28 protein-coding genes and 1 other annotated feature are annotated in these 22,219 nt (G+C 56.1%); of the genes, 25 read left to right on the top strand and 3 right to left on the bottom strand.

What is annotated here, in order from left to right; all coding sequences use genetic code 11:
* The first annotated feature begins 15 nt into the window (after positions 1–15).
* From NZD89_RS13230 to zapE, 22 genes are all read left to right on the top strand, one after another.
* Complete coding sequence (locus NZD89_RS13230; RefSeq protein WP_268008152.1) at positions 16–1,050, top strand: rod shape-determining protein; 1,035 nt, start codon at positions 16–18, stop codon at positions 1,048–1,050.
* 26 nt (positions 1,051–1,076) lie between these two features.
* Positions 1,077–1,952: a rod shape-determining protein MreC gene (mreC, locus tag NZD89_RS13235; protein ID WP_268008153.1), complete on the top strand. Its 876-nt coding sequence runs from the start codon at positions 1,077–1,079 to the stop codon at positions 1,950–1,952.
* Positions 1,949–2,464 (top strand): rod shape-determining protein MreD, encoded by a 516-nt coding sequence (gene mreD / locus NZD89_RS13240; RefSeq protein WP_268008154.1) that lies wholly within the window; start codon positions 1,949–1,951, stop codon positions 2,462–2,464. The genes mreC and mreD overlap by 4 nt, the downstream gene beginning before the upstream one ends.
* Before the next feature lie 125 nt (positions 2,465–2,589).
* Positions 2,590–3,312, top strand: coding sequence for a septum site-determining protein MinC (locus NZD89_RS13245; protein ID WP_268008155.1), 723 nt, complete (start codon positions 2,590–2,592; stop codon positions 3,310–3,312).
* Positions 3,309–4,103 carry a septum site-determining protein MinD gene (minD, locus tag NZD89_RS13250; RefSeq protein ID WP_268008156.1) on the top strand — a complete coding sequence of 265 codons (795 nt, stop codon included), beginning with the start codon at positions 3,309–3,311 and terminating at the stop codon, positions 4,101–4,103. The genes NZD89_RS13245 and minD overlap by 4 nt, the downstream gene beginning before the upstream one ends.
* A 124-nt stretch (positions 4,104–4,227) precedes the next feature.
* Positions 4,228–5,115: a murein hydrolase activator EnvC family protein gene (locus NZD89_RS13255; RefSeq protein ID WP_268008157.1), complete on the top strand. Its 888-nt coding sequence runs from the start codon at positions 4,228–4,230 to the stop codon at positions 5,113–5,115.
* Complete coding sequence (locus NZD89_RS13260; RefSeq protein ID WP_268008158.1) at positions 5,112–6,017, top strand: M50 family metallopeptidase; 906 nt, start codon at positions 5,112–5,114, stop codon at positions 6,015–6,017. Before NZD89_RS13255 ends, NZD89_RS13260 begins: the two co-directional genes overlap by 4 nt.
* 47 nt (positions 6,018–6,064) lie before the next feature.
* Positions 6,065–6,142 (top strand) — a sequence feature (ribosomal protein L21 leader region).
* Positions 6,143–6,152: 10 nt separating this feature from the next.
* Positions 6,153–6,464 (top strand): 50S ribosomal protein L21, encoded by a 312-nt coding sequence (gene rplU, locus NZD89_RS13265; RefSeq protein WP_268008159.1) that lies wholly within the window; start codon positions 6,153–6,155, stop codon positions 6,462–6,464.
* A 3-nt stretch (positions 6,465–6,467) separates the two neighbouring features.
* On the top strand, positions 6,468–6,794 hold the full coding sequence (locus NZD89_RS13270) for a ribosomal-processing cysteine protease Prp (RefSeq protein WP_268008160.1): 327 nt from the start codon (positions 6,468–6,470) through the stop codon (positions 6,792–6,794).
* Positions 6,795–6,809: 15 nt separating this feature from the next.
* Entirely contained in the window at positions 6,810–7,106 is a 297-nt protein-coding gene (rpmA, locus tag NZD89_RS13275; protein WP_268008161.1) for a 50S ribosomal protein L27, read from the top strand.
* A 72-nt stretch (positions 7,107–7,178) separates the two neighbouring features.
* On the top strand, positions 7,179–7,673 hold the full coding sequence (locus NZD89_RS13280) for a Spo0B domain-containing protein (RefSeq protein WP_268008162.1): 495 nt from the start codon (positions 7,179–7,181) through the stop codon (positions 7,671–7,673).
* 5 nt (positions 7,674–7,678) lie between these two features.
* Positions 7,679–8,959 carry a GTPase ObgE gene (obgE, locus tag NZD89_RS13285; protein ID WP_268008163.1) on the top strand — a complete coding sequence of 427 codons (1,281 nt, stop codon included), beginning with the start codon at positions 7,679–7,681 and terminating at the stop codon, positions 8,957–8,959.
* Positions 8,949–9,347, top strand: a complete 399-nt coding sequence (locus NZD89_RS13290; protein WP_268008164.1) for a M67 family metallopeptidase — start codon at positions 8,949–8,951, stop codon at positions 9,345–9,347. The genes obgE and NZD89_RS13290 overlap by 11 nt, the downstream gene beginning before the upstream one ends.
* Positions 9,348–9,459: 112 nt before the next feature.
* Positions 9,460–10,431 (top strand): GspE/PulE family protein, encoded by a 972-nt coding sequence (locus NZD89_RS13295; protein ID WP_268008165.1) that lies wholly within the window; start codon positions 9,460–9,462, stop codon positions 10,429–10,431.
* The gene (locus tag NZD89_RS13300; RefSeq protein ID WP_268008166.1) at positions 10,388–11,452 is read left to right on the top strand and encodes a type II secretion system F family protein; all 1,065 of its coding nucleotides are present in this window, start codon (positions 10,388–10,390) and stop codon (positions 11,450–11,452) included. The genes NZD89_RS13295 and NZD89_RS13300 overlap by 44 nt, the downstream gene beginning before the upstream one ends.
* A gap of 27 nt (positions 11,453–11,479) precedes the next feature.
* The gene (locus NZD89_RS13305; RefSeq protein ID WP_268008167.1) at positions 11,480–11,839 is read left to right on the top strand and encodes a type II secretion system protein; all 360 of its coding nucleotides are present in this window, start codon (positions 11,480–11,482) and stop codon (positions 11,837–11,839) included.
* On the top strand, positions 11,829–12,314 hold the full coding sequence (locus tag NZD89_RS13310) for a pilus assembly FimT family protein (RefSeq protein WP_268008168.1): 486 nt from the start codon (positions 11,829–11,831) through the stop codon (positions 12,312–12,314). Before NZD89_RS13305 ends, NZD89_RS13310 begins: the two co-directional genes overlap by 11 nt.
* Positions 12,311–12,637, top strand: a complete 327-nt coding sequence (locus NZD89_RS13315; RefSeq protein ID WP_268008169.1) for a hypothetical protein — start codon at positions 12,311–12,313, stop codon at positions 12,635–12,637. Before NZD89_RS13310 ends, NZD89_RS13315 begins: the two co-directional genes overlap by 4 nt.
* A gap of 7 nt (positions 12,638–12,644) precedes the next feature.
* Positions 12,645–13,052, top strand: a complete 408-nt coding sequence (locus tag NZD89_RS13320; RefSeq protein WP_268008170.1) for a hypothetical protein — start codon at positions 12,645–12,647, stop codon at positions 13,050–13,052.
* Positions 13,049–13,438 carry a hypothetical protein gene (locus NZD89_RS13325; protein ID WP_268008171.1) on the top strand — a complete coding sequence of 130 codons (390 nt, stop codon included), beginning with the start codon at positions 13,049–13,051 and terminating at the stop codon, positions 13,436–13,438. Before NZD89_RS13320 ends, NZD89_RS13325 begins: the two co-directional genes overlap by 4 nt.
* 8 nt (positions 13,439–13,446) lie before the next feature.
* A complete protein-coding gene (locus NZD89_RS13330) occupies positions 13,447–13,965 on the top strand; it encodes a shikimate kinase (protein WP_268008172.1) in 519 nt (172 codons plus the stop codon).
* A 14-nt stretch (positions 13,966–13,979) separates the two neighbouring features.
* A complete protein-coding gene (zapE, locus tag NZD89_RS13335) occupies positions 13,980–14,909 on the top strand; it encodes an AFG1/ZapE family ATPase (protein ID WP_268008173.1) in 930 nt (309 codons plus the stop codon).
* On the opposite strand, the gene NZD89_RS13340 is transcribed toward zapE, so the two are convergent.
* Positions 14,902–15,822, bottom strand: a complete 921-nt coding sequence (locus tag NZD89_RS13340) for a YqhG family protein (protein ID WP_268008174.1) — start codon at positions 15,820–15,822, stop codon at positions 14,902–14,904. The two genes, zapE and NZD89_RS13340, sit on opposite strands and share 8 nt — an antisense overlap.
* A gap of 27 nt (positions 15,823–15,849) precedes the next feature.
* On the bottom strand, positions 15,850–17,574 hold the full coding sequence (locus tag NZD89_RS13345; protein ID WP_268008175.1) for a DEAD/DEAH box helicase: 1,725 nt from the start codon (positions 17,572–17,574) through the stop codon (positions 15,850–15,852).
* Between the two features lie 122 nt (positions 17,575–17,696).
* Here NZD89_RS13345 and gcvT point away from each other — a divergent pair, with 122 nt between their 5' ends.
* The 3 genes from gcvT to gcvPB are packed head-to-tail and all read left to right on the top strand — an operon-like array spanning position 17,697 to position 21,625.
* Positions 17,697–18,785: a glycine cleavage system aminomethyltransferase GcvT gene (gene gcvT, locus NZD89_RS13350; RefSeq protein WP_268008176.1), complete on the top strand. Its 1,089-nt coding sequence runs from the start codon at positions 17,697–17,699 to the stop codon at positions 18,783–18,785.
* 27 nt (positions 18,786–18,812) lie between these two features.
* On the top strand, positions 18,813–20,165 hold the full coding sequence (gcvPA, locus tag NZD89_RS13355) for an aminomethyl-transferring glycine dehydrogenase subunit GcvPA (RefSeq protein ID WP_268008177.1): 1,353 nt from the start codon (positions 18,813–18,815) through the stop codon (positions 20,163–20,165).
* On the top strand, positions 20,162–21,625 hold the full coding sequence (gcvPB, locus tag NZD89_RS13360) for an aminomethyl-transferring glycine dehydrogenase subunit GcvPB (protein WP_268008178.1): 1,464 nt from the start codon (positions 20,162–20,164) through the stop codon (positions 21,623–21,625). The genes gcvPA and gcvPB overlap by 4 nt, the downstream gene beginning before the upstream one ends.
* On the opposite strand, the gene NZD89_RS13365 is transcribed toward gcvPB, so the two are convergent.
* Positions 21,596–22,186, bottom strand: a complete 591-nt coding sequence (locus NZD89_RS13365) for a histidine phosphatase family protein (RefSeq protein WP_268008179.1) — start codon at positions 22,184–22,186, stop codon at positions 21,596–21,598. The two genes, gcvPB and NZD89_RS13365, sit on opposite strands and share 30 nt — an antisense overlap.
* Positions 22,187–22,219: the final 33 nt, after the last annotated feature.

Consider the following 22,219-nt stretch of genomic DNA (forward strand, 5'->3'; position numbering starts at 1 on the left):
GGGATTCCATCACAGATGTTTGCAGTTCGAGATATGGGTGTAGATTTGGGCACAGCCAATACGCTGGTCTATGTTAAGGGAAAGGGCATCGTCGTTCGAGAGCCGTCCGTCGTCGCACTGCGGACGGATACGAATGCAATCGAAGCGGTCGGTTCTGATGCAAAGCAGATGATCGGTCGCACGCCGGGCAACATCGTCGCCGTTCGACCGATGAAAGACGGCGTCATCGCCGACTTTCAAACGACTTCGACGATGCTGCGCCACTTCATTCGCCAGGCGATGAAGGCGAAGTCGAACTGGTCGGGTAAGCCTCGCGTCATGATCAGCGTACCTTCCGGTATCACGGCGGTGGAAAAGCGCGCCGTGGAAGACGCAGCGCTCGAAGCTGGCGCAAAGGACGCGCAGATTATCGAGGAACCGATGGCTGCCGCCATCGGTGCAGGGCTGCCAGTCGGGGAGCCGACGGGATCGATGGTAGTTGACATCGGGGGCGGTACTACGGAAGTCGCCATTATCTCGCTCGGCGGCATCGTCACGGCTAGGTCGATTCGCGTCGCCGGCGACGAAATGGACGAGGCCATCATTCAATACGTCAAGAAGACATACAATCTGATGATTGGTGAGCGGACCGCAGAAGAGTTGAAGATCCAAATTGGGTCAGCCGCACCGCTCGATGAACCCCGTTCCCTCGATATTCGCGGCCGGGATTTGCTCACAGGACTCCCGCGGACGTTTACGGTCTCTTCCGAAGAGATCTGTGAGGCGCTTGCGGATACGGTGGGTTCGATCATCGAGGCGGTCAAAATCACACTCGAGAAGTCACCGCCGGAACTTGCGGCGGACATTATGGACCGGGGGATTGTGCTCACTGGTGGGGGGGCACTGCTGCGTAACCTAGACCGTCGACTGAGCACCGAGACTGGTATGCCGGTCGTGGTCGCCGAAGATCCACTCGATTGTGTCGCCGTCGGCACTGGTAAGGCATTGGACAATTACGATGTGTATCGCAAACGCAGTGTGGCACTTCGCAAGGCGCACGGTAGAGGGTAAGTACCAGAAGGGGAAGAGGGATACGGGTGTCCCGTTACCTAACAAGTCGAAGGTTATTTTTACTTTTGGGTAGCATTATTGTGTTGGTTGTCATCGCCGGATTGACCATGTCGCGGGGTGGGCGCACGGCCAGTTGGCCGGAACAGATTGTCATGAACGTGGAGAACACCGTATCTGGATGGGTCTATCGGCCTGTCAGCAAGTTGACGGCGTTCTTCGGTGGGTTGCATGATCTCCGCCAGATGTACGTGGAAAATGCCGAGTTGAAGCACGACATGCAGAACTACCAGGACCTCAACGCGAAATTGCAAGATGCAGAGGCAGAAGATAATCGCCTTCGCCAAATGCTCAACTTTTCCCAGGGCGCTGGCAAGTCGCTGATCCGTGTCCCGGCGCACGTCGTGGGTCGAGAACCCTCTGAGTGGAACTCCGAGTTGACTATCGACGTGGGCAGTTCGCAGGGGGTCCAGCCCGACATGGCTGTCGTGGCGCCAGATGGGAGTCTCGTCGGTCGCGTCGAGAAGGTCGCCTCAGGGAGCGCCAAGGTTGATCTGATTACCGATACGCAGGTGGGAGACGGTGTGGCCGCTTTCGCGGATACCTCTACCGTTCAGCCGTTTGGCGTCGTGACGGGGTCTACGCGGAATGAAGGTGCGTTGGACATGACCTTCTGGGGGACGTTGGTGCAGTTGCCGGCCAATAAACTCATCGGCACAGAGGTTGTGACGTCTGGGTTGAGTGATGTATTTCCGCGTGGCATCGTCATTGGGCAAATTACGAAAGTGCAATACGGACCTCATAACACAGTGCAAACAGCGATTGTGCAGCCCGCCGCCAACTTGGACTATCTGCAGGACGTATTTGTCGTGCATACACCCAAACAGGCGGGGCAAGTGCAATGAAACTCGCGATAGCGTTTCTCATGTTGTGGGCCGGACTGATTTTGGAAGCGACATTGTTTCAAATTCCACCCATGAATGTGGTTCACCCGGGCTTCGTACTGGTTCTGCTCGTTCTCATCGCATTGATGCGCGGGCCAAATACCGCCGTGGTGATGGCGGTGATCATTGGGCTCGTCGAGGACATCTCGTACGGTTCTTTCATCGGGCTAAACGCATTTTCATATGGGTTGGTGGCGTATTTTTCGGGGGCTGTCTTCGGGCAATTTCTCCGCCGAAACCTGGCTGTGACCTTCATCAACACGTTGATCATGACCTTTATGTACACGTGGATCACGTATGGATTGACAAGGCTGTTTGACGTGACGGCGGACAGGCCGATATTTGTACTTCAACAGTCGCTCATCACGATGATGATCAATGGTTTGCTCGTTTTGATGCTGTATCCCTTGGTGACGAAATTGTTTTCTGAGGGACAGCGCAACAGGTACGATATCTCTGGTGGCGACATGTGAATCAGCCTCGTCAGACGGACAAAAGAACAACCCGCTTGCGGGTTGTTTTTTTGTCGGAGAAGGAAATCGTAATCTCCAACGCGAATTATGCCTTTCGGGCAAGCGCCCACCCTGGAGGGAATTGTGTGATCGTCAACAGTGAAGCTTTGTTCGAAACGAAGCCGCTCGTGACCGTGAAAGGGACTCGGGATGGACTTCTTTTTCTTCTAGATGAACAGTCGGACCTCGACGCATTGTGCGCGTATGTGTCAGATTTGTTGTCTGGCCAGTCGGGGAAGGTGTTTGACGGCCCAATGGTCGAAATTGTCGTGGATTACGGACGACGACAATTAACTCCGCCTGATTGCAAGCGTCTTTTGTCCTTGTTTCTCGATCGTGAGAATTTTGTCTTAAAGACCTGGGGTGGACGTACAGATGCTCGGCAGTCATTGTTCTACCGCAATCGGGCGGTGCGGGGACAGACGATTTACCACGGTATGGTTCGGGCCGGCGAGCCGCTTTCGTTCGACGGAGACGTCGTGATTATCGGGGACGTAAACCCGAGTGCACACGTTCGTGCTACCGGCGATATCTATGTTTTTGGTAGGCTTTTAGGCATTGCTCACGCGGGTTTTGACGGGGATGCCAACAGCATCATCGCGGCGACTGAATTTGCGCCTATGCAGTTGCGTATCAACGATACGGTGAGTCGAGCGCCGAAAGCGCAGCAGCAACCACTGCACGCTTTTATGGAGTTTGCATACTTAGAAAATGGACATCTCGCTGTCTCCCAGATGAAGTATTTTACGCAGTGGGAGAAGGCGCGGAATCGTGCGAGTGACACCATGCAGAAGGGGAGTCGGGCATGAGTTCGGCAATCGTGGTAACGTCAGGCAAGGGCGGGGTCGGGAAGACGACTTCGACCGCTAACATTTCGACGGCGTTGGCCCTGTTAGGCAAGAAGGTATGTATCGTCGATGGCGACATCGGCTTGCGGAATCTAGACGTGGTCATGGGCCTCGAGAATCGGATCATTTACGACATCATCGATGTCGCAAATGGAGACTGTCGATTACAACAGGCCTTGATTCGCGACAAGCGGTTTGACCACCTGGTCTTGTTGCCCGCCGCGCAGACAAAGGACAAGCGGTCGCTTACGCCGGACGTCATGAAGCGCTTGGTCGAGGAACTGAAGAAAGATTACGATTACGTCGTGATAGACTGTCCGGCCGGAATTGAAGAAGGGTTTAAGGTTGCGGTGGCACCAGCTGATTTTGCCATCGTCGTGACGACGCCCGAAAACACGGCCGTCCGCGACGCCGATAGAGTCATCGGGCTGCTCGAACGGGAACAAGTAGGAGCGCCGCGCCTGATTGTGAACCGAATTCGGCCGCAGATGGTCAAACGCGGAGAGATGCTCGACATCGACGAGATCGTACAAATCTTAGCTTGTGATTTGCTTGGAATCGTCCCAGATGACGAAGGCGTGATTAAACACTCCAATCAAGGCGAGCCTAGTGCGATGAACCCGGACACGCCAGCAGGCATCGCCTACCGCAACATCGCGCGCCGGATTCTCGGAGACTCGGTGCCGCTTATGTCGTTAGAGGAGAAGTCGGGATTCTGGGGGCGGATGAAAAAACTCATCGGCGGCAGATAGGGGAGCGAATCAAGCACCCTATCTCATCAGGGAGCAGGCCCAACCAGGGTCTGCCCTTTTTTATATACATACTTGTCCCCTCCGATTCATAACCATTTGGTGAGAGTGGGAGGGGGTCATTCCGATGCCAGATGTCAAACGCAAGTGGCCTTGGCAGGTGAAACATACATCAGATGAACCGTATACAGATGAACAGAGTTCCCGGTCACAGTCCCCTGAGGAATCGCTGCCGGCGCCCAGTCGCTGGGTGAGTGAGGAACAGACCGACTTGTCCCCATATGGTTTTGCCGAGGAAGACGCGGGGCTGAGGCAGGTGGAGAGCGGCGCATGGCGCCGAGCGTTTAGTGGAACTGGGCAACCGCACAAACAGTTCGTCCCGATGCATGGTGCAAAGTCCGCTCAAAGGCCAGTTGCGCGGTACAATAAACCATCCAACTTGAGTCGCACGATGATGTGGCAAGCCCTTTGTGCACTGGTGCTCGTCGGCGTCGTCTACTACGTCGACCACCATCCGGATGCCGTGCCAACTAGCGTCAAGGCAGAGACGCAAGCGGTGCTTGAAACCGATTATACGGCGAACGTGGAACCTGATATTGACAAGGCGTTTGCGGATATGCACTTGGGAAATCCCACGTTTGGCGCCAGTGCAGCGAAGCTGCATGCGCCCGTAAACGGGACAGTCGTCGACGATTATTCCTCGACACACCCTGAGGTTTGGATCGCGGCATCAGCCAAGGCACCGGTGATGGCCGCGGGTTCGGGAACCGTTTTGAACGTCGTCAAGTCGGGGGACACCGAACTCGTCGAAATTGACAATGGGACGTTTGGCACGACGATTTATGCGGGCTTGGGAAGCGTGAGCGTGAAGCCGCACGAGTACGTTACGGCAGCGCAGGTCATCGGCAGGCTGCCGGCGTCGCCAAGTCATCCATCGCTCAAGTTCTCCATGGTCAAAAATGGGCAGTATTTAAATCCACATACCTGGATACAGTTGACTGGTGCTTCGCAATGAGTGTCGTCTCGCGCGCTGAGGTGGCAATTGGACAAGCGCTGGGCGTAGGGCGGGTGCGGGTGCACCCGCTCTTTCTAGCGCTGATGGTCGGTGCGTCGTTTGCGGGGATGCTCAAAACCGCCGTACTCCTCTTCACCTTCGTGCTTTTGCACGAGTTCGGCCACGCGGTCACGGCCCGGGTCTTGGGCTACGAAGTCGAAGAGGTATCGCTGCTCCCATTTGGTGGAGTCGCAAAGGTTTCCTACGCTAGACTCGGGTTTTCGCCGCGGGAAGAAGCCATGGTGGCCATCGCCGGCCCGTTCGTCAATCTGTTGTTGTGCATCGCTTGTTCTCTGTTGTCGGCTGTCGGGGCTATCGATGGAGACACGTATCAAATGTGTATGCAAATGAACAGCTGGATTGGGATCTTCAATTTGTTGCCAGGGTTACCGCTCGATGGCGGTCGCATTCTTCGCGCAGCGCGATCCCGCCAAATCGGCTACGAACGAGCGACATTGGAGGCGTACAACGTGGCGTTAGCACTGGCTATCCTGTTGATGTTCACTGGCGTTTTAGCCTTGTTCACAGGGCATCCGCACTTGGGCATGATGTTGCTCGGACTGTTCCTGTTCGCGACCGCCTGGCGCGGGAAGAAGGATGTGCGCAGCGAAACCATGCGGTTTCTCGATGCGAAACGACAGCAACCCAAAGCGGTGCTGCCGATGTACACGTTGGCGGTGCTGCACAGTGCGCCGATTCGCGATGTGGTGGTTCAGTTTGCGCCGGATCGATATCATATTGTGTATATTCTAGGGAACGACGGCCTGGTACAGGCACTGCTGGAGGAGATTGAAATCCTAGACGCGGTCTTCGAGGGACGCTGGTTAGAGCCGATGAGTTCGCTGCTGTTGGACGCGAACTAGCGGGTATTGCACCACTACACCATACATGGTAAACTATAGCGCGTGTGTATGCACTACAACCGCATGCTTCCTGGGTTTTCAAAATGGGCTTTCCCATACCTTAGGCAGCGAGTCTGAGTGAAGGAGATTATATTTATGTACGCAATTGTTGAAACAGGCGGAAAGCAGTTTAAGGTCAGCCAAGGCGACACCATTTACGTGGAGAAGCTCGAGGGCGAAGTCGGTTCTTCCATCACGTTGGACAAGGTTCACTTGGTTCAAACTGACGGAACGGTCCGCGTTGGCAGCCCGATTGTCGAAGGCGCAAAGGTCGTCGCGAAAGTTGTGGAGCATGGCCGCGGCAAGAAGATTATCGTCTTCAAGTACAAGGCTAAGAAAAACTACCACAAGAAACAGGGTCACCGTCAACCGTATACCAAGTTGACGATTGAGTCCATCGAAGCGTAATCGATGATCAAGTTTGAAATTCTGCAGCATCGCGATTCTGTCACTGGGTTTCGCGTCAAGGGGCACGCTGGATACGCGGATTCGGGTTCCGACATCGTCTGTGCTGCGGTTTCGGTTCTGGTGTACAACGCGATTAATAGCTGTGAGCGCTTCGCGGGTGTGGCACTCGATGTCAAAGACGCGGGCGAAACACTGACTTGTCAATTGCCGTTGCATCCGTCGGAATCCGTTCGATTACTCATGAACAGCTTGTTCTACGGAGTAGAACAAGTGGCGGAACAGTATCCTGAGTTTATCAGGCTACAAACCACGAACATTGCGAAACTTTGAAAGGGATGAATGGCTATGTTGAAGTTAAACCTGCAACGGTTTGCTCATAAAAAGGGTGTGTCGTCGACCCGTAACGGTCGCGATAGTGTCGGTAGGCGCCTTGGCGTCAAAGAGCCGGATGGCAAAGTGGTAACGGCAGGAAGTATCTTGGTTCGCCAGCGCGGTACGAAAATTCACCCTGGCACCAACGTCGGAATCGGCAAGGATGACACCTTGTTCGCAAAGGTTGAAGGTCAAGTTCGTTTCGAGCGTTTTGGTCACAACCGCAAACGCGTCAGCGTTTATCCGGTTGCGGTAGCCGTCACTCAATAACGATTGATCCGAACACGTGCGTTGGAGGGCCTGGCAGAAATGCCAGGCCCTTTTTGAGAGGCGGTACAAACGATGATGGAAAATGAACACGATACATATGAAGCCAATGCATTCCGCCGTCACCGTCACGACGTCCTAAACGAACTCCAATTGATCCGCGGGTATCTTCAACTTGGACAGATGGAGCGGGCGCTTGGCGTCGTGGACAGGACGGCCGGATGGCTGCAGTCACTGACGAATTGGCAGACTTCCTCGGACTCGGTCGGCGAGTGGTTGATGTGGGAAGCTGCGACCTGTCCGAACTTGTTGCTGCAAAAGATCAATGTTACCGGTGAACCGGGTGCAGAGTTCTTGACGCGATTCGCCGCCTGGCTGCGCAGGGTGAATGACGGTGCGGCACAACAGGGTGTACGCTTGGAAATCAGCGTGACGCTGGCAGAAGCGAGTGCATGCGTAAGAGGTCGCAGTGGCCAACCGTTCGTCGTGGATACAGATTGGCTCAAGGCGTTCCCAATGATTGCGTTTGACGTCGTAGACAGTGGAAATGCTACGGAGGTGAGGGGGTGAGTCACATGTTTATTGATCGCGCATCGATTTATGTAAAAGGTGGCGATGGGGGCAACGGGATTGTCTCCTATCGCCGGGAGAAGTACGTGCCCCTCGGTGGGCCGGCTGGTGGCGATGGCGGTGACGGCGCAGACGTCGTGTTTGTGGTTGACGAGGGATTGCGCACGCTTATCGACTTTCGCTATCAAAAGCACTTCAAGGCACCCGCTGGCGAGCACGGGGGCACCAAGAACCGGCATGGCGCCAATGCGCAGGATATGATTGTGAAAGTTCCTCCAGGTACGCTTGTCCGTGATGCTAAGACAGGCGCCTTTCTCGGCGACCTGACGGAGCACGGGGCTCGACTCGTCGTTGCCAGAGGTGGCCGAGGTGGCCGTGGGAACACGCGTTTTGCGACCGGTGTCAACAAAGCACCCGATATGGCCGAGCGCGGTGAACCTGGTGAGGAGCGAGAACTTGAATTGGAGTTGCGCGTACTGGCTGATGTCGGACTCGTCGGGTTCCCTTCCGTCGGCAAGTCGACGCTGTTGGCGGCGGTGACGCGGGCGCGTCCGAAAGTCGGATCGTATCACTTTACGACGTTGACGCCGCAACTCGGCGTAGTGGAGACGCCCGATGGCCGCGGTTTCGTCCTTGCCGATCTCCCAGGACTCATCGAAGGCGCACACGAGGGCCTCGGCTTGGGCCACGAGTTTCTTCGGCACGTCGAACGCACCAAGGTCATCGTCCACGTCATCGACATGGCCGCTGTCGACGGCCGTGACCCAGTAGAGGATTTTCAGGTAATCGAGCACGAGCTCGAGGCATACGACGTGGCGTTGGCGGATCGACCGAGGGTTGTCGCGGCGAATAAGATGGATTTGCCGGATGCGAAAGAGGGACTGGCGCGATTTTGCGAGGCGTATCCAGAACTCGAAGTATTCCCCATCTCCGGCGCCACGCATCAGGGTTTGGAGGATTTACTGCGCAAACTGGCCGATATCCTGGACGAGATCCCGGCACAAACACAGCCTGTGGTGGTGGATACGGATGAGCAGACGCACAAGGTCTACCGTCTCGAAACGGTCCAGCCGTTTACCATCCGCCGTCAGGGCGGTGAATTTATCGTTCAGAGCGATGAGTTGGAAAAGCTCGTGACCATGACGAACTTCCAGCAGTTTGACGCCGTCAAACGATTTCAGCGAATCCTCAAGCAACGTGGTGTTGACGATGCGCTGCGAAAGCGTGGCGCGAAAGATGGCGACAGCATCCGCATCGGCGATATGGTGTTTGACTTTGTGGAGTAAGTCAACGTGTACGAATCTTCTCTCATCGACGCTTGTTTTGCGACTCGCTGAACAGGCTGAGGCAGCCCTTCCGAACGAATGTGTCGGCTTTATCGTGCGGAAGGGGCCGCGCTGCTTCATCTTGCCCATACCGGCCATAGCGACGCAAAGTCGCGTCTACGTCCATCCGCAAGTCCTCCTCGACGCCGCGATGGCGCTGGACTGTGGTGGCGCCGAACTGGTCGCCACGTATCACAGCCACCCGGATGGCACTGCGGCGCCTTCTTCGAACGACAACCTCTTTTCTGCGTGGTCTCGCACGCACGTCCTCCTCTATCGATCCGCCGGCCACTGGGCCACACAGGTCTATGTTTGGTCTTCGCCGGACTGCAACACGTTTGACTCGTAAAAGAAATCGTTAGTTTGGATAACGCATACAAAGTCTGATGTCGCAGTGTGTGCAGGGAACAGGCGATTGCGGGCCAAAGACGAACTGATCCATGCAAAGGGAGGCGATTTGCATGGAGGGCTTCACGGCCGCCAGGGTACTTCAGCAGATCATAGACTGTGCAATCTCGTCGCGTGCGACGGACATTCATCTCACGTCGACGCACGCCGCGATGCGTGTTGACTTTCGGATTGATGGTGCGATTCGACCGTTCGTCCACTTAACCGAGCGCGGCGATGAACTCGTGCGCCGGATCAAGGCGCTCGGGCGAATGGATGTGACCAACGGACAGGCCCCTCAGGAAGGTGTATTCACCTGGGAGATGGAGCACCACAAGGCGCGCTTGCGGGTATCTGCGGTGCCCGTGTACGCTGGAGAATCGGTCGTCCTTCGCGTCTTAAACCAGTTCACGCAACCGCTCGGAATTTTTGAACTCGGGATGACGCCGGCGCAGGTAGCGCGGTTGGTGGGCTTGCTTTCTGAACCGAGTGGACTCATTTTGGTAGCAGGCCGCACCGGATCTGGCAAAACCACGACGCTCTACGCGATGATGCACCATCTTGCGATGCGTGGGCTGCAGGTGTTTAGCCTGGAGGACCCTGTCGAAATGCCGATTCCCAACTGTCGGCAGCTCGAAGTGCGGGAGCGGTCGGGAATGACGTACGAACTCGGGTTGAAATCGCTGCTGCGACAGGACCCCGATGTGTTGATGATCGGAGAAATTCGAGATCCCATTACGGCGCGCATCGCTGTGCGGGCGGCCTTGACAGGGCGGCTCGTGTTGGCGACGACGCATGCCGCGGACGCCAGCTCCTCACTCGACAGGTTACTGGACTTCGATGTGCCAAAGACACTTTTGGCCGGGGTTTTGCGGGCAGTCTTGGTTCAACACGCGTCACTCCTACCACAGGCGGCTCATCAGTCCGCTTTCACCTTTGACGACCTTGTGGATTTAGAGTCGAGTGCGGGACGCGGTTTGGCGCGCACCTCTGGGGAGGGGCGTGTCACCACTGCGAACCTGGAATCGCGTGCTACAACTATCTAGTTGGTGGCCAACCATTGGACGGGTTGCAAGCAATCGGCAAGCTTTTGTGGCATTCGCAGAGAACCTAGCGGAACTTCTGACGGCCGGTATCGACTTCGTTCAGGCAGTGGACATTCTGTCCCAACAGGGACCTTCGTTTCAACGTCGGTTATCGCGCACGGTATCCCATCACCTCGAACGCGGCTTTCCAGTTTCACAGTCGCTCCTGCCCCACATCGACGTCATCGCGGGAAATCTATTTGTTGTGTCGGAACGCGTTGGACAACTTCCGGGAGCACTTGCGGCGTACGTAATCCGCGAGCGCGCGCGCCGAGATTGGCGGCAGCATTTGACGAGGTCGCTCATCTATCCGTTCCTCCTCATGTGTTCCTGCTTGATTTTGGCCACCTTTGTTCGCGTTGTGATTCAGCCTCAGCTCAGTTTGTTGGAAGCGAGTCTCGAGGATTCAGGAGTCAGTCCGTCCGCTTTACCGGTGTGGTCGACTCTTTCACTGTGCGTGATCGTCGGCGTCCTCGGGCTGCCGGGTGCCTATTTCGTCCTTTACCAAATGCGTCGCTGGGGCGGCTTCAAGGGGATTCGACTGCCGTTTGACGACCTCGTGAGGAACGTTCGCTCTGAGCGATTTGTCGACAGCTTGCACATTCAGTTGGCGTCCGGGGTTTCTCTCGTCGAAGCCCTGAGTGCGCTCTGCGGTGTTCAAAACAGCTGGCTCAAGAGAGATTGTCAAATCGTATTGCGCAATCTGCTCGCGGGGATAAGCCTCGCGAATTCGCTGCCGAATAGCTTGAGTCCCATCGTTCGCGAGGTGTTGTCGGTCAGTGAAGTGACGGGGGACTTGACGGCGGGACTTCGACGCGCGAGCGACTTGCTAAAGGGTCGAGTCACCCGGAAGTTACAGCGAGTGAGCACATGGCTTGAGCCGGTGACGATGTCCATCATGGGGCTCGTCGTGGGGACGACCATGTACAGCGTGTTTGGTCCCATGTATCACACGATTGCTACCGTTGGAACCCATGGATGATGCTTTTGTGCCAAAGGAGTGTTAGCAATGATTCAAGCGACGAAAAATTCGCGCGAACAGGCGTTTTCCTTGTTGGAGTTGATGGTGGCTGTATCCATCATCGCCATCATGCTTGGGCTCATCACGCCTCACCTCATGGGCGCGTCAGCTCGGGCCACATCCACTGCGTGCGACGGGAACACCAAGACGATTTCGGCGGCACTTGCCGAGTATAATCTCCTGTACCAAACCCTCCCATCCGGCGACTCTGCACAACAGCTGCAAACGCTCGTCTCGCATCAGTTGCTGTCGGATGAGGCCTTGTCTGGAAATTACGCCATCGACGACGCAGACCCCATGCACATCGAAGTCACGTGTGATTCGCCTGGAGCCGCCAATGGCACGTGACGTCCATCGCTCACAGAGAGCCAAGGGGCGCCATCGCGCCGCCGCGTTCACGCTCATCGAGACGCTCATTGCAATCACTGTCACGGCAGTCGCATTTGCCATGGTGATACCCGTCGTGACGGAGATGAAGCGCGCTGGAGATCTGGACGCTTCGGCGCTCGCGTTGGTCTCTCGATTGCGAGAGGCCCAAACTATCGGAGCGACGTCGTCCCAAGCGGGGACACTTTGGCTTGATCCAGCCGATACCGTATACCACCTGACACAAGGCACGTCCACGATGGGTACGTACGCCTTTTCACCCGACGTACACTACGTGGACGGATATCTACAGCTGCCAAGCCGCCGCATTTCCTATGACAATCTCGGAGATGCAGAGGTATCGGGGCGAATCCGCTTGACCGACGGCGTTCTTGTACGGGTGATTTCGCTCTTCATGGGGACAGGCCTCCAACAAGCGAGTTGGGTGACGTCATGACGCTGTGGGAAGCTGTCGTCTCCATCGCCGTGTTCGTCGTCTATTTACCGTCCTTGTGCATGGCGGAATGCAATACCTTAACGGCCCTACAGCAAATCAACTCAGAAGCGGGCGTTCGAGTCGTCGAGGTGAGTGTGATGGATGACGTTTTGATGAACGAAACAGTGCCAAAGCAGATGTTTGAAGGGGGGATGTCGTATGTGGTGTCGACCAAAGGCGGTGTCGATCACGCGTGCCCAGGTACAGCCATCCAGGTATCAGGGTCTGGTTCAGTCGACGAGATCTTCGTTCCAGATTGCGACATGCGGCTTTTCACTGATTGAGGTGTTCGTGGCTATCTCTATCACAACCGTCCTCGTCACGGTAGGCGCCAACTGGCTCCTGGACACGTACCGTTACTATCATACGGCGTCAGAACAGTTGGAGGATGCAGCGATGCTCGGTGCGATTGTGCGCACCGTCGGACAGGACCTCCATTCCGCCGCGTCTGCGGCGTGTTCCCCACACAGTCTAGGGCTTACGCTACTGAGCGGTCAGCACTACGCATACTACGTCAACGGGCATCACCAATTGATTCGCACTCAAGCCGGGGGAGGGGATGCTGTGATCGGAGCGAATGTCCAATCGTTGGGTGTCGCTTGTAAGCAGGTGCGTCTCATCCACCTGCTGGTAGAATTGGTGGACGGTCGGGCGGAATCGCTCGACGTGCGACTCGGGCCCCCTTCGATTGCACCATGAATAGAACCGCAGGTGTGGCACTCATCAGTGTGTTATCCATTGTCCTCACGATGTCCGTACTGTTGTCGTCGCTCGTCCTTTCGTGCCGCATTGTCTGGAACATTCGAGACCGGGAACGCACGTTTGAACATTGTGCGGCCTACGCGACAGGGGTAGCGCGGACGATGTTACAAGCTCTGCAGGAGGGGAATGTGCTGCAATCCTCGCAAACATCGCAATTTGACCAAGCACAGGTAAAGATATCGGCAGCGAATCACAGCGGGTTAACATTGGTGAAAGTGGAAGTGGAAATTGGCGACGTTTCCGATACGATTGGTTTCACATATGATACAATCGCTCATAGATTACGGGCTTGGCAAGACAATGGACCAGGCATCGCGGAGTGATGATTGTCGTGCAACATCAAAGAATCGCCTTGGTAGGGTTCATGGCCAGTGGAAAGTCCACGGTCGGAAAATCGCTAGCCAATCACTTACAACGTCCATTTATCGATCTCGATAAACATATTGAATCCTCGACGGGCAAAACCATCCCAGATATTTTCAGTTCGCTGGGAGAAGAGGCGTTTCGCCAGCTGGAACGCAATGGGTTGACGAATGTCGTCCGCGGTGACGAGTCCATCGTCCTCGCGACTGGCGGTGGTGTCGTCACACAGGCGGCCAATCGAGATGTGCTCAAACGCGAGTGGACTTGTATCTATCTTCGCGCCCGACCGGAGACCATTCGTCGACGGTTACAGCAAGACGGCGTGGTGCGTCCGCTTCTCGCGGTCGACAATCAGACGGAGGCGATTCGGTCGCTGATGGGCCTTAGAGAAACGTGGTACAACGAGGTGGCCGACTTTACCGTGGACGTCGATTCCTTAGAAATTCCTGCTGTGGTGAGTCAAGTCATCGATTGGTTGAACGATTGAGCGAGGGGTATCTTATGCAGCACATTCAGCAGCTTTTCAGCAAGGCGTTGCAGGGGCACGATAAAGGGTACGACACGGCGTACTTTCGCAATCGAATTCCGGAGTTGAATCAGTTCTCTGTGAGCGATGCCTTTATTGAGCGTTCGCGCGCTGCGCTTTTGGAGTACTTGCGACAGGCTGAGATCTGCAGCGGCTGTCAAGGGTTTCACGCATGTGGCAAACAAGGCGATATGCAAGGTTTTACGCAAGTATTGGAGCCGTATAAAGGGCAATTAAACGTGAGCGTCCAGCGCTGTCGTCCGTATGTGGACTATCTGGCGAAGAAACGAGTAGACAGATATGCCTCCCTCGCCGGCATGATCGAATTGGATGAGAGCTTTCAGTTCGAGAACTATCCCCAGGAGCAATCTAAGAAGTACCCAAAATTGATGCGGTACGCAATGGAGTTTGCGATGGGGTTTCAGCCTGACGATAAAACACCGACGAGCAACGGGGTATATCTGTTTGGCCCGCCTGGTGTAGGGAAGACGCATCTGATGTTGGCGGTGTTTAACCGCCTTCGCGAACGCGGCGTGCCGTGTCTTGTCGTGCGGTCCGATTCGCTCTTTGACCGCATGCGTCACTTGATTGCGGACAGTCAGGATTTGGAGCCGTTTCTCGACACGCTCTCGACCGTGCCGGTACTCGGTATCGACGAGTTTGCTCAGGAGCGCGCAAACGATTTTACGTTGGAGAAGTTGTTCCGCATTGTCAACCATCGTTTCCACGCCAACCTGCCGACGTGGTTTACCAGTAACTATGCTCCACCTGATGCGTACCGCCGCCGAGGTGAGGACGTCAACGATTCGGTTTATCCACTGCGGTCACGGATTATGAAAATGTGCATGATGGCACACCTCGAGGGTCCGGACGCGAGACAGCGACATCTGCGGTCGCTCACCTAGTGCGGATGCGTACAGGGAGTCCGACGAGTGCGGCTTGGGTAATCTGAACTTCTGTGCGAGGCGCACTCTTGGTGACAAGGTGCGCTCGTTTGCGTTTGTGTTCCTGAATGAGCTCCTGCTGCGTCGCCTCGTCGTGATCGGGTAGGATGCTTTTGTAGTAGGTATCCAATTGTGACAGGTCGTCTTCTAGGCGTTGTACTGCTTCTTCTGCCCAGTCGACCGGAAGGGTATCGATGTGTTGGCGGATGCACGATTTTGCGAACGCCATCCCGTCCGCTACGCTTAGCGACGCGTCTTTTAAAATGGCTTCTGGACGTACCGTCTTCATTGCGATGCCCGCAATTTTGTCGTAAAACCCGAATACCGGTTGGCGGTTGGCGAGACACACTCCGATAGACATCCACTTCTCTTCGACGGAATCTGTGACGAACTGAATCAATAGATTGAGCACGAGCCAAGGGACTAGAACGCCGGATGGCGACGTCTGCATGGGCTGTACGCACGCGAACTGGCCTCGGTTCATGGCGCTATCCACAATTTTGTTCATACGAAAACAGCCGAGCGTGATGAGCTCCGTCGTGGGCGCCTTCGCAAACATTCGCTCGTACGGATTCTGCGGGGGGTTCTTCTCTAGGTGCAGTTGGTGTTCGGCCGCAAGGCGGGCGTCCTCACGTCGTTTGGCCTCTTCGGTAAAGGACAGCCGAAGCGTGGTAGGCTCTATTTTTTGATGGGTCTTCTCGGCCCACAGCCAAAAAAACGGCCGGTCCGTCAATTCCTTATCGACGTCCAGTGGGAGTCGAACCTCGCGGTATCCGTCTGCAAGGTACACGACTTGCGCGCCGACCGCATCGAAATAGGTTTCACAGAACGCCATGCGCTCTCCTTGTTCACGCAATGGGACACTCGTTGGCACGGAATGACCTCCTACACGGCACAAAGTCTACTGCAGGTATTGTTGTTTCATCTGATTCAGTTTGCTCGCCAAATCCACGGCGTCGGTACTGGTCATGGTGGCCTCAAACAGTTCCTTATCCCAATTTGCCAACCGCTTGTCGCTGACGATGTAATCGAGTTCCCCAATGACCGACTCGAACATGCGTATTTTTTCATGCAGGAGTTTTACAATGTGTTCTTCAATGGTTTCCCGAGTCGCGAGGTTGTACACATGACACGTCTGCGTTTGGCCGAGTCGATGAATCCGACCGATCCGCTGCTCGAGTCGCATTGGGTTCCATGGCAAGTCGAAGTTGATCATGTGGTTGCAAAACTGCAGGTTGATTCCCTCGCCGCCGGATTCGGTCGCCACGAGGATTTGGGCCTTTTTCGAGAATAAATCCTTCATCCAGTCTTTTTTTCCACGTTTGAAGCCGCCGCGGAAGGGAACGGCGGAAACGCCCTTTTTCTTGAGCATATACATGATAAAGTCTTGGGTGGCCCGATATTCTGTGAAGACGATACACTTGTCGTCGATTTTGTCGATCAAGTCCAGTACCTTGCCGATTTTTGTGTATTCGGAGATGCTGCTTCCCAATTGAATCAGTTCTGCGAGTTGGATTTGGCGGCTTGGGTTGGTACTCTTCTTTTGCATCTTTTCGAGTGAGATCATCGCAGCGTACGGCGAACTGCAGATCTCGCGCTGGAGCGTGAGCAACGGCAGCATCGACACGCGTTGCGATTTTCGCGATTCGTATTCGTCTCGCAAGAGTGATTGGATGCCGTCGTAAAAGCGCCGCTCCTGTGCGTTTAACTCGAGTTCCACCACCTCGACCTGGCGCGGCGGAAGGGAAGTGGCTCCGTCCTGTCGGCGATTCCTGATCATGATATCGCCCATCGTCTCGCGTAGCCGTTCGGCGTCCCGCGGCGTGCGCCGACTCGCGACGTGATTCGTGGAGAACTGAGACACGCTTCCGAGGTGACCGGGTTTGAGAAGCGTGACGAGCGTGTGGAGTTCTTGCAATTGATTCTGCATCGGGGTTGCCGTGAGCAACAGTAGATATTTGTTGGGAATGGCGTTGGCCATCTGCCAATTCTTTGTTCGGTGATTTTTCAGTTTGTGGGCTTCATCGATGATCACCATGTCCCACGGCTGCGACAGGACGGCCTCTTTGTGAGGCGGACGCTTTGCGGTGTCCAACGAGGCGACGACGACGTCGTACTGCTCCCATGTCCACTCGTTGCGTTGTGCGGTCGCAGTGAGCTGAAATTTCTCGTTCAGCTCGCGCGTCCATTGCAGGACCAGTGATGCAGGTACTAGAATCAGAGCCTTCTTCACGAGGCCCCTGAGCATGTATTCCTTCAGGATGAGGCCTGCCTCAATCGTCTTGCCAAGTCCGACTTCATCTGCGAGGATGGCCCGCCCGCGCAGTTCCTTGAGCACGCGTTCGGCCGTGCGAACCTGGTGTGGCAGGGGTGTAAAGCCCGTAATGTGGTCCATGACCAAGAGCGATTCAAACGTCGGCGACATGCGCGACTGCGTCGCGACAGCGGCCAGATGGAACATCTTCCACGCGGTCGGAGAATCGTCTGCGCTCACCCCATCGAGGTATGTCGCAAAGGCGGTTTCAATGTCGTTGTCCACCATGTGTACCCCAAGGCGTACATCCGTGTTCTCGGCGTGCTTCAGGAGCGCCTCGGGGAGGGCATGATTTTCCAGGTCTAAGTCCATGTGTTTATACCTCCGACAATGCTTGTTTCCCTCGTATTCTGTCATGTAGTATGTGACAAGTGGATTACTTTCTTTCATCTTGTCGAAAAATGTCGCGAGAGACATGTAAGGGGGATACTACCTTGACGACTGCTAAGCGCACCCCACTCTATGACTTGCACCTCGCCAAACAGGCGAAAGTCATCGACTTTCACGGATGGGAGATGCCTGTCCAGTACCAGAGTATTGTCCAAGAACACCAATCCGTTCGGCGGGACGTCGGGGTTTTCGACGTATCCCACATGGGAGAGTTTCTCGTCACGGGATCGGACTCCAAGCAATTTGTGCAATATTTAGTGACCAACGACGTCGAGCGCCTGGCGGACGGCCAAGCGCTGTATACGCTGTTGACAGATGACAATGGCGGGATCATCGACGATTTGTTGGTGTATCGGTTGGCAGAAGAGCGTTGGCTTCTCGTGGTGAACGCGGGCAACATCGACGTCGACTACGCGTGGGTCACCAGTCATACTGGGGAATTCGCCGTCAAGGTGGACAACATCTCAGACGACGTCGCACTCATCGCTCTGCAAGGTCCGCGCGCGCAAGCGCTGTTGGCCCAGAACACGGATGTCGCACTGGACGAGTTGCGCCCATTCACGTTTGCCAAAGGTGAAGTCGTCGGCCAGCCGGCGTTGGTATCGCGGACGGGCTATACCGGTGAAGACGGATTCGAACTTTACGTGCGAGCAAATGATGCAGCTGCGATTTATGAAGCGCTGATTCAACTCGGCGCGGTACCCTGTGGTCTGGGCGCGCGCGATACGCTGCGGCTCGAGGCGAAACTCCCGCTTTATGGCAACGAGTTGTCACGCGAAGTCACGCCGTATGAAGCGGGCCTTGGGATGTTTGTGAAGCTCGACAAAGGGGATTTTATTGGTCGAGCGGCGCTCGTGCGCCAGAAGGAAGTCGGTGTCTCGAAAAAGCTCGTCGGGATTCAAACCGAAGATCGGGCTATCCCGCGCACTGGCTATAAGGTGTTCGTGGGGGATGAAGAAGTCGGCGTGGTGACGTCTGGTACGATGTCGCCCACGTTGCAGGTGCCTATCGGGCTGGTACTGGTGGATGCGCGCTACGCTGCGCTCGACCAGATGGTCGACGTGGAGATTCGGGGGCGCAGACATCCAGCTCGCGTCGTCAAGACGCCATTTTACAAACGAAATCGGGGCTGAACGCCAGTCTATAGGAGGCCATCGACGTTGAACGAATTTGGCTATATCCCACATACAGAGGCGGATCGAAAGGCGATGCTCGACGCGTTGTCGCTCGAGTCGGCCGATGCGCTGTTCGCTGATATTCCGGAAGAGATCCGCTTGAAAGAACCTCTTGCTCTGCAAAAGGCGATGTCGGAATTGGAAGTTATGCGCCACCTGCAGAAACTTTCCGACAAAAACGAGCACTTGGGTCGCGTCGTCAGTTTCCTGGGCGCCGGCGCCTATGAGCACTATCAACCGAGTGTTGTCGACGCCGTGATCAGCCGCTCAGAGTTCTATACGTCGTATACGCCGTACCAGCCGGAAATGAGTCAGGGGCTACTGCAGGCTACCTTTGAATACCAGACGATGGTCGCAGAGCTCACCGGTATGAACGTGGCCAATGCGAGCATGTATGACGGCCCGACGGCATTTGCCGAGGCGGGGCTTGTGGCGTGTGCACACACTCGGCGCAACCGCCTGATTGTTGCGGATAGCGTTCACCCAGAGTACACGGCGGTGCTCGAGACGTACGCAGCTGGACAAGGGGTGGAAATTAGCTATATTCCGCAGAGGAATGGCCGCATCGACCTCGAGGTGCTGACGGGCCAACTCGACGATTCCGTGGCTGGCGTCATGATTCAGTACCCGAATTTCTTTGGCGTGATCGAGGATGTTCGGCACATCGCCGAGTTGGCGCACCAAGTGAAGGCATTGCTCGTCGTCAACACGTACCCCATCGCCCTCGGTCTGCTCGAGGCACCCGGCCACCTTGGAGCGGACTTGGTCGTAGCGGAAGGGCAGTCGCTCGGGAACGCCATTTCATACGGCGGACCGTATCTCGGCATCATGGCGGCGAAACAGCCGCTCATGCGCAAACTGCCGGGCCGCATTGTCGGGCAGACCACCGATCACGACGGCAATCGCGGTTTTGTCCTCACATTGCAGGCCCGCGAACAGCACATTCGCCGCGAGAAGGCGACGTCGAACATCTGCTCGAACCAATCGCTGTGTGCCATCGCTGCCACCGTCTTCCTGTCCTACATGGGCAAGGAGGGCATGCGGGAACTCGCGACGCAGAACTATCACAAGGCCCACTATCTCGAACGGCGATTGACCGACATACAAGGGGTGGAAGCCGTCTTTTCGACGCCATTCTTCAACGAATTCGTCATTCGTCTGCCAAAGCGCGCGGCAGATGTTCAGTCCGCCCTGCTGGAGCGCGGATTCTTGTTCGGTCTCGACCTGAGGGCTAGCCATCCGGAGCTGGGCGACGCCGTTTTGTTGAACGTGACAGAGGTGCGCACGCGGTCAGAGATGGACGAGCTGGTTCAGGCATTGCGGGAGGTGATTGCGTGACGATTCAACGCGAAGGAGAAGAGAAGCTCATTTTTGAAATCAGTCGTCCGGGGCGCAAGGCGTATTCGTTGCCCGAATTGGATGTGCCTGAGTCGGACATGGCTGATTTGGCGGGCCTCACGCGCTTACATCAAGCGGAGTTGCCAGAGGTGAGCGAGCTCGATGTGGTACGGCACTTTACCGCGCTCTCACAGAAGAATCACGGCGTGGACTCAGGATTCTACCCATTGGGTTCGTGTACGATGAAATACAATCCGAAGCGCAATGAACGGGCGGCTCGCCTCGACGGGTTCGCGCGTATCCACCCGTTGCAACCGACCAGTACCGTTCAAGGAGCACTGGAACTGATGTACCAGTTGCAGCAGGACCTGACGGCCATCACGGGTATGGATGCCGTGAGTTTACAGCCGGCCGCTGGCGCTCAAGGCGAGTGGACAGGGCTCATGATGATTCGCGAGTACCACGTTCGTCAGGGACAAAGTGCGCGTGACAAGGTCATCGTGCCAGACTCAGCCCACGGTACCAACCCTGCGAGTGTCAGTATGGCGGGGCTCAAAACGATCACCATTCCGTCGAAAGCGGATGGCAGCGTGGATTTGGACGCCTTACGGCAGGTGGTCGGCGACGACACCGCTGCCCTGATGCTGACGAACCCAAGTACGCTTGGGCTGTTTGAATCGCAAATCGTCGAGATCGCGGAAATTGTCCACGCGGCGGGGGGCCTGCTCTACTACGATGGGGCCAACATGAATGCCATCCTTGGCTATGCGCGTCCAGGGGACATGGGATTTGATGTCGTGCACTTGAACCTGCACAAGACATTCTCCACGCCGCACGGCGGCGGCGGCCCGGGTGCAGGACCTGTAGGCGTAAAGTCGTTCCTCGAACCGTACCTGCCGAAGCCGGTGCTCCAGAAGGTCGGCGGCCGTTACGAACTGTGTGCAGACCGGCCGCTGTCGATTGGCAAGGTAAAGGGGTTCTACGGCAACTTCGGCATTCTTGTGCGGGCGTACACGTACATCCGCACGCTTGGTCCGGACGGACTCAAACTCGTCTCGGAATCCGCCGTCCTCGCGGCGAACTACCTGCTTTCGCAGCTTAAGGACGACTACGATGCGCCGTTTGCCGGACCGTGTAAGCACGAGTTCGTCTTGTCTGGCAGTCGGCAGAAGGCGCACGGCGTCCGCACACTCGACATCGCGAAGCGGCTGATCGACTTTGGCATTCACCCACCGACCATCTATTTCCCGCTCATCGTGGAAGAGTGCCTGATGATTGAGCCCACCGAGTGTGAGAGCAAAGAGACGCTGGATCGGTTTATCGAGATTATGAAACAGGTCGCGCACGAGGCACAGACACAGCCAGACAAGGTCGTGGCTGCACCGCACCAGACGATTGTCGGGCGACTGGACGAGGTTACCGCAGCACGGTCACCCGTGCTGCGGTATACCTGCGGTTGAGGAACCCGTAGGAGAAGCGAGGTGGGGCGTGGCGTTGACCGCTGTCACTCGGAAGACGCCGCGCTCAAACCGGAGGCAGGTTATACTGGTGTTCGTGATGGGGACGTTCTTCATGCCGACCCACCGCAGGGCGCCTTTGATGATGCCTCCGTGCGTGGCGATAATCAGACGCCCGGCATGGTTGGAGTTGGTGAGGTCGGTGAGGAATGTGCCAATTCGACGCTCGACGTCCTCGGACGTTTCCGCCCCAGGCGCGCCGTTCGGAAACCGCCGTTCCTTTTCTGCACGGTGTAGTCCTTCGGCTTGGCCAAAGTACTGTTCGCGAAGGAGTTTGGTCGTGGTGATGGGGGTGCCGGTCTTCGCCGCCACAGCTTTTGCTGTATCGAATGCGCGAGACAGGTCGCTTGAATAGATGTGCGAGAACGGAACGCCTTCTAAATATTCGCCCAGTCGGCGAGCTTGATCGCGCCCCACTACATTGAGTGGGATGTCGGTCCACCCTTGAACGCGGCCGTTGACGTTCCAGTCTGTCTCACCGTGGCGGATGAGCCAGATGTCCATGTGCTCGTCCTCCTTCGATTTGTCAGTGCCAGT

It is taken from the genome of Alicyclobacillus fastidiosus, assembly GCF_026651875.1.
Taxonomy (GTDB): domain Bacteria; phylum Bacillota; class Bacilli; order Alicyclobacillales; family Alicyclobacillaceae; genus Alicyclobacillus; species Alicyclobacillus fastidiosus.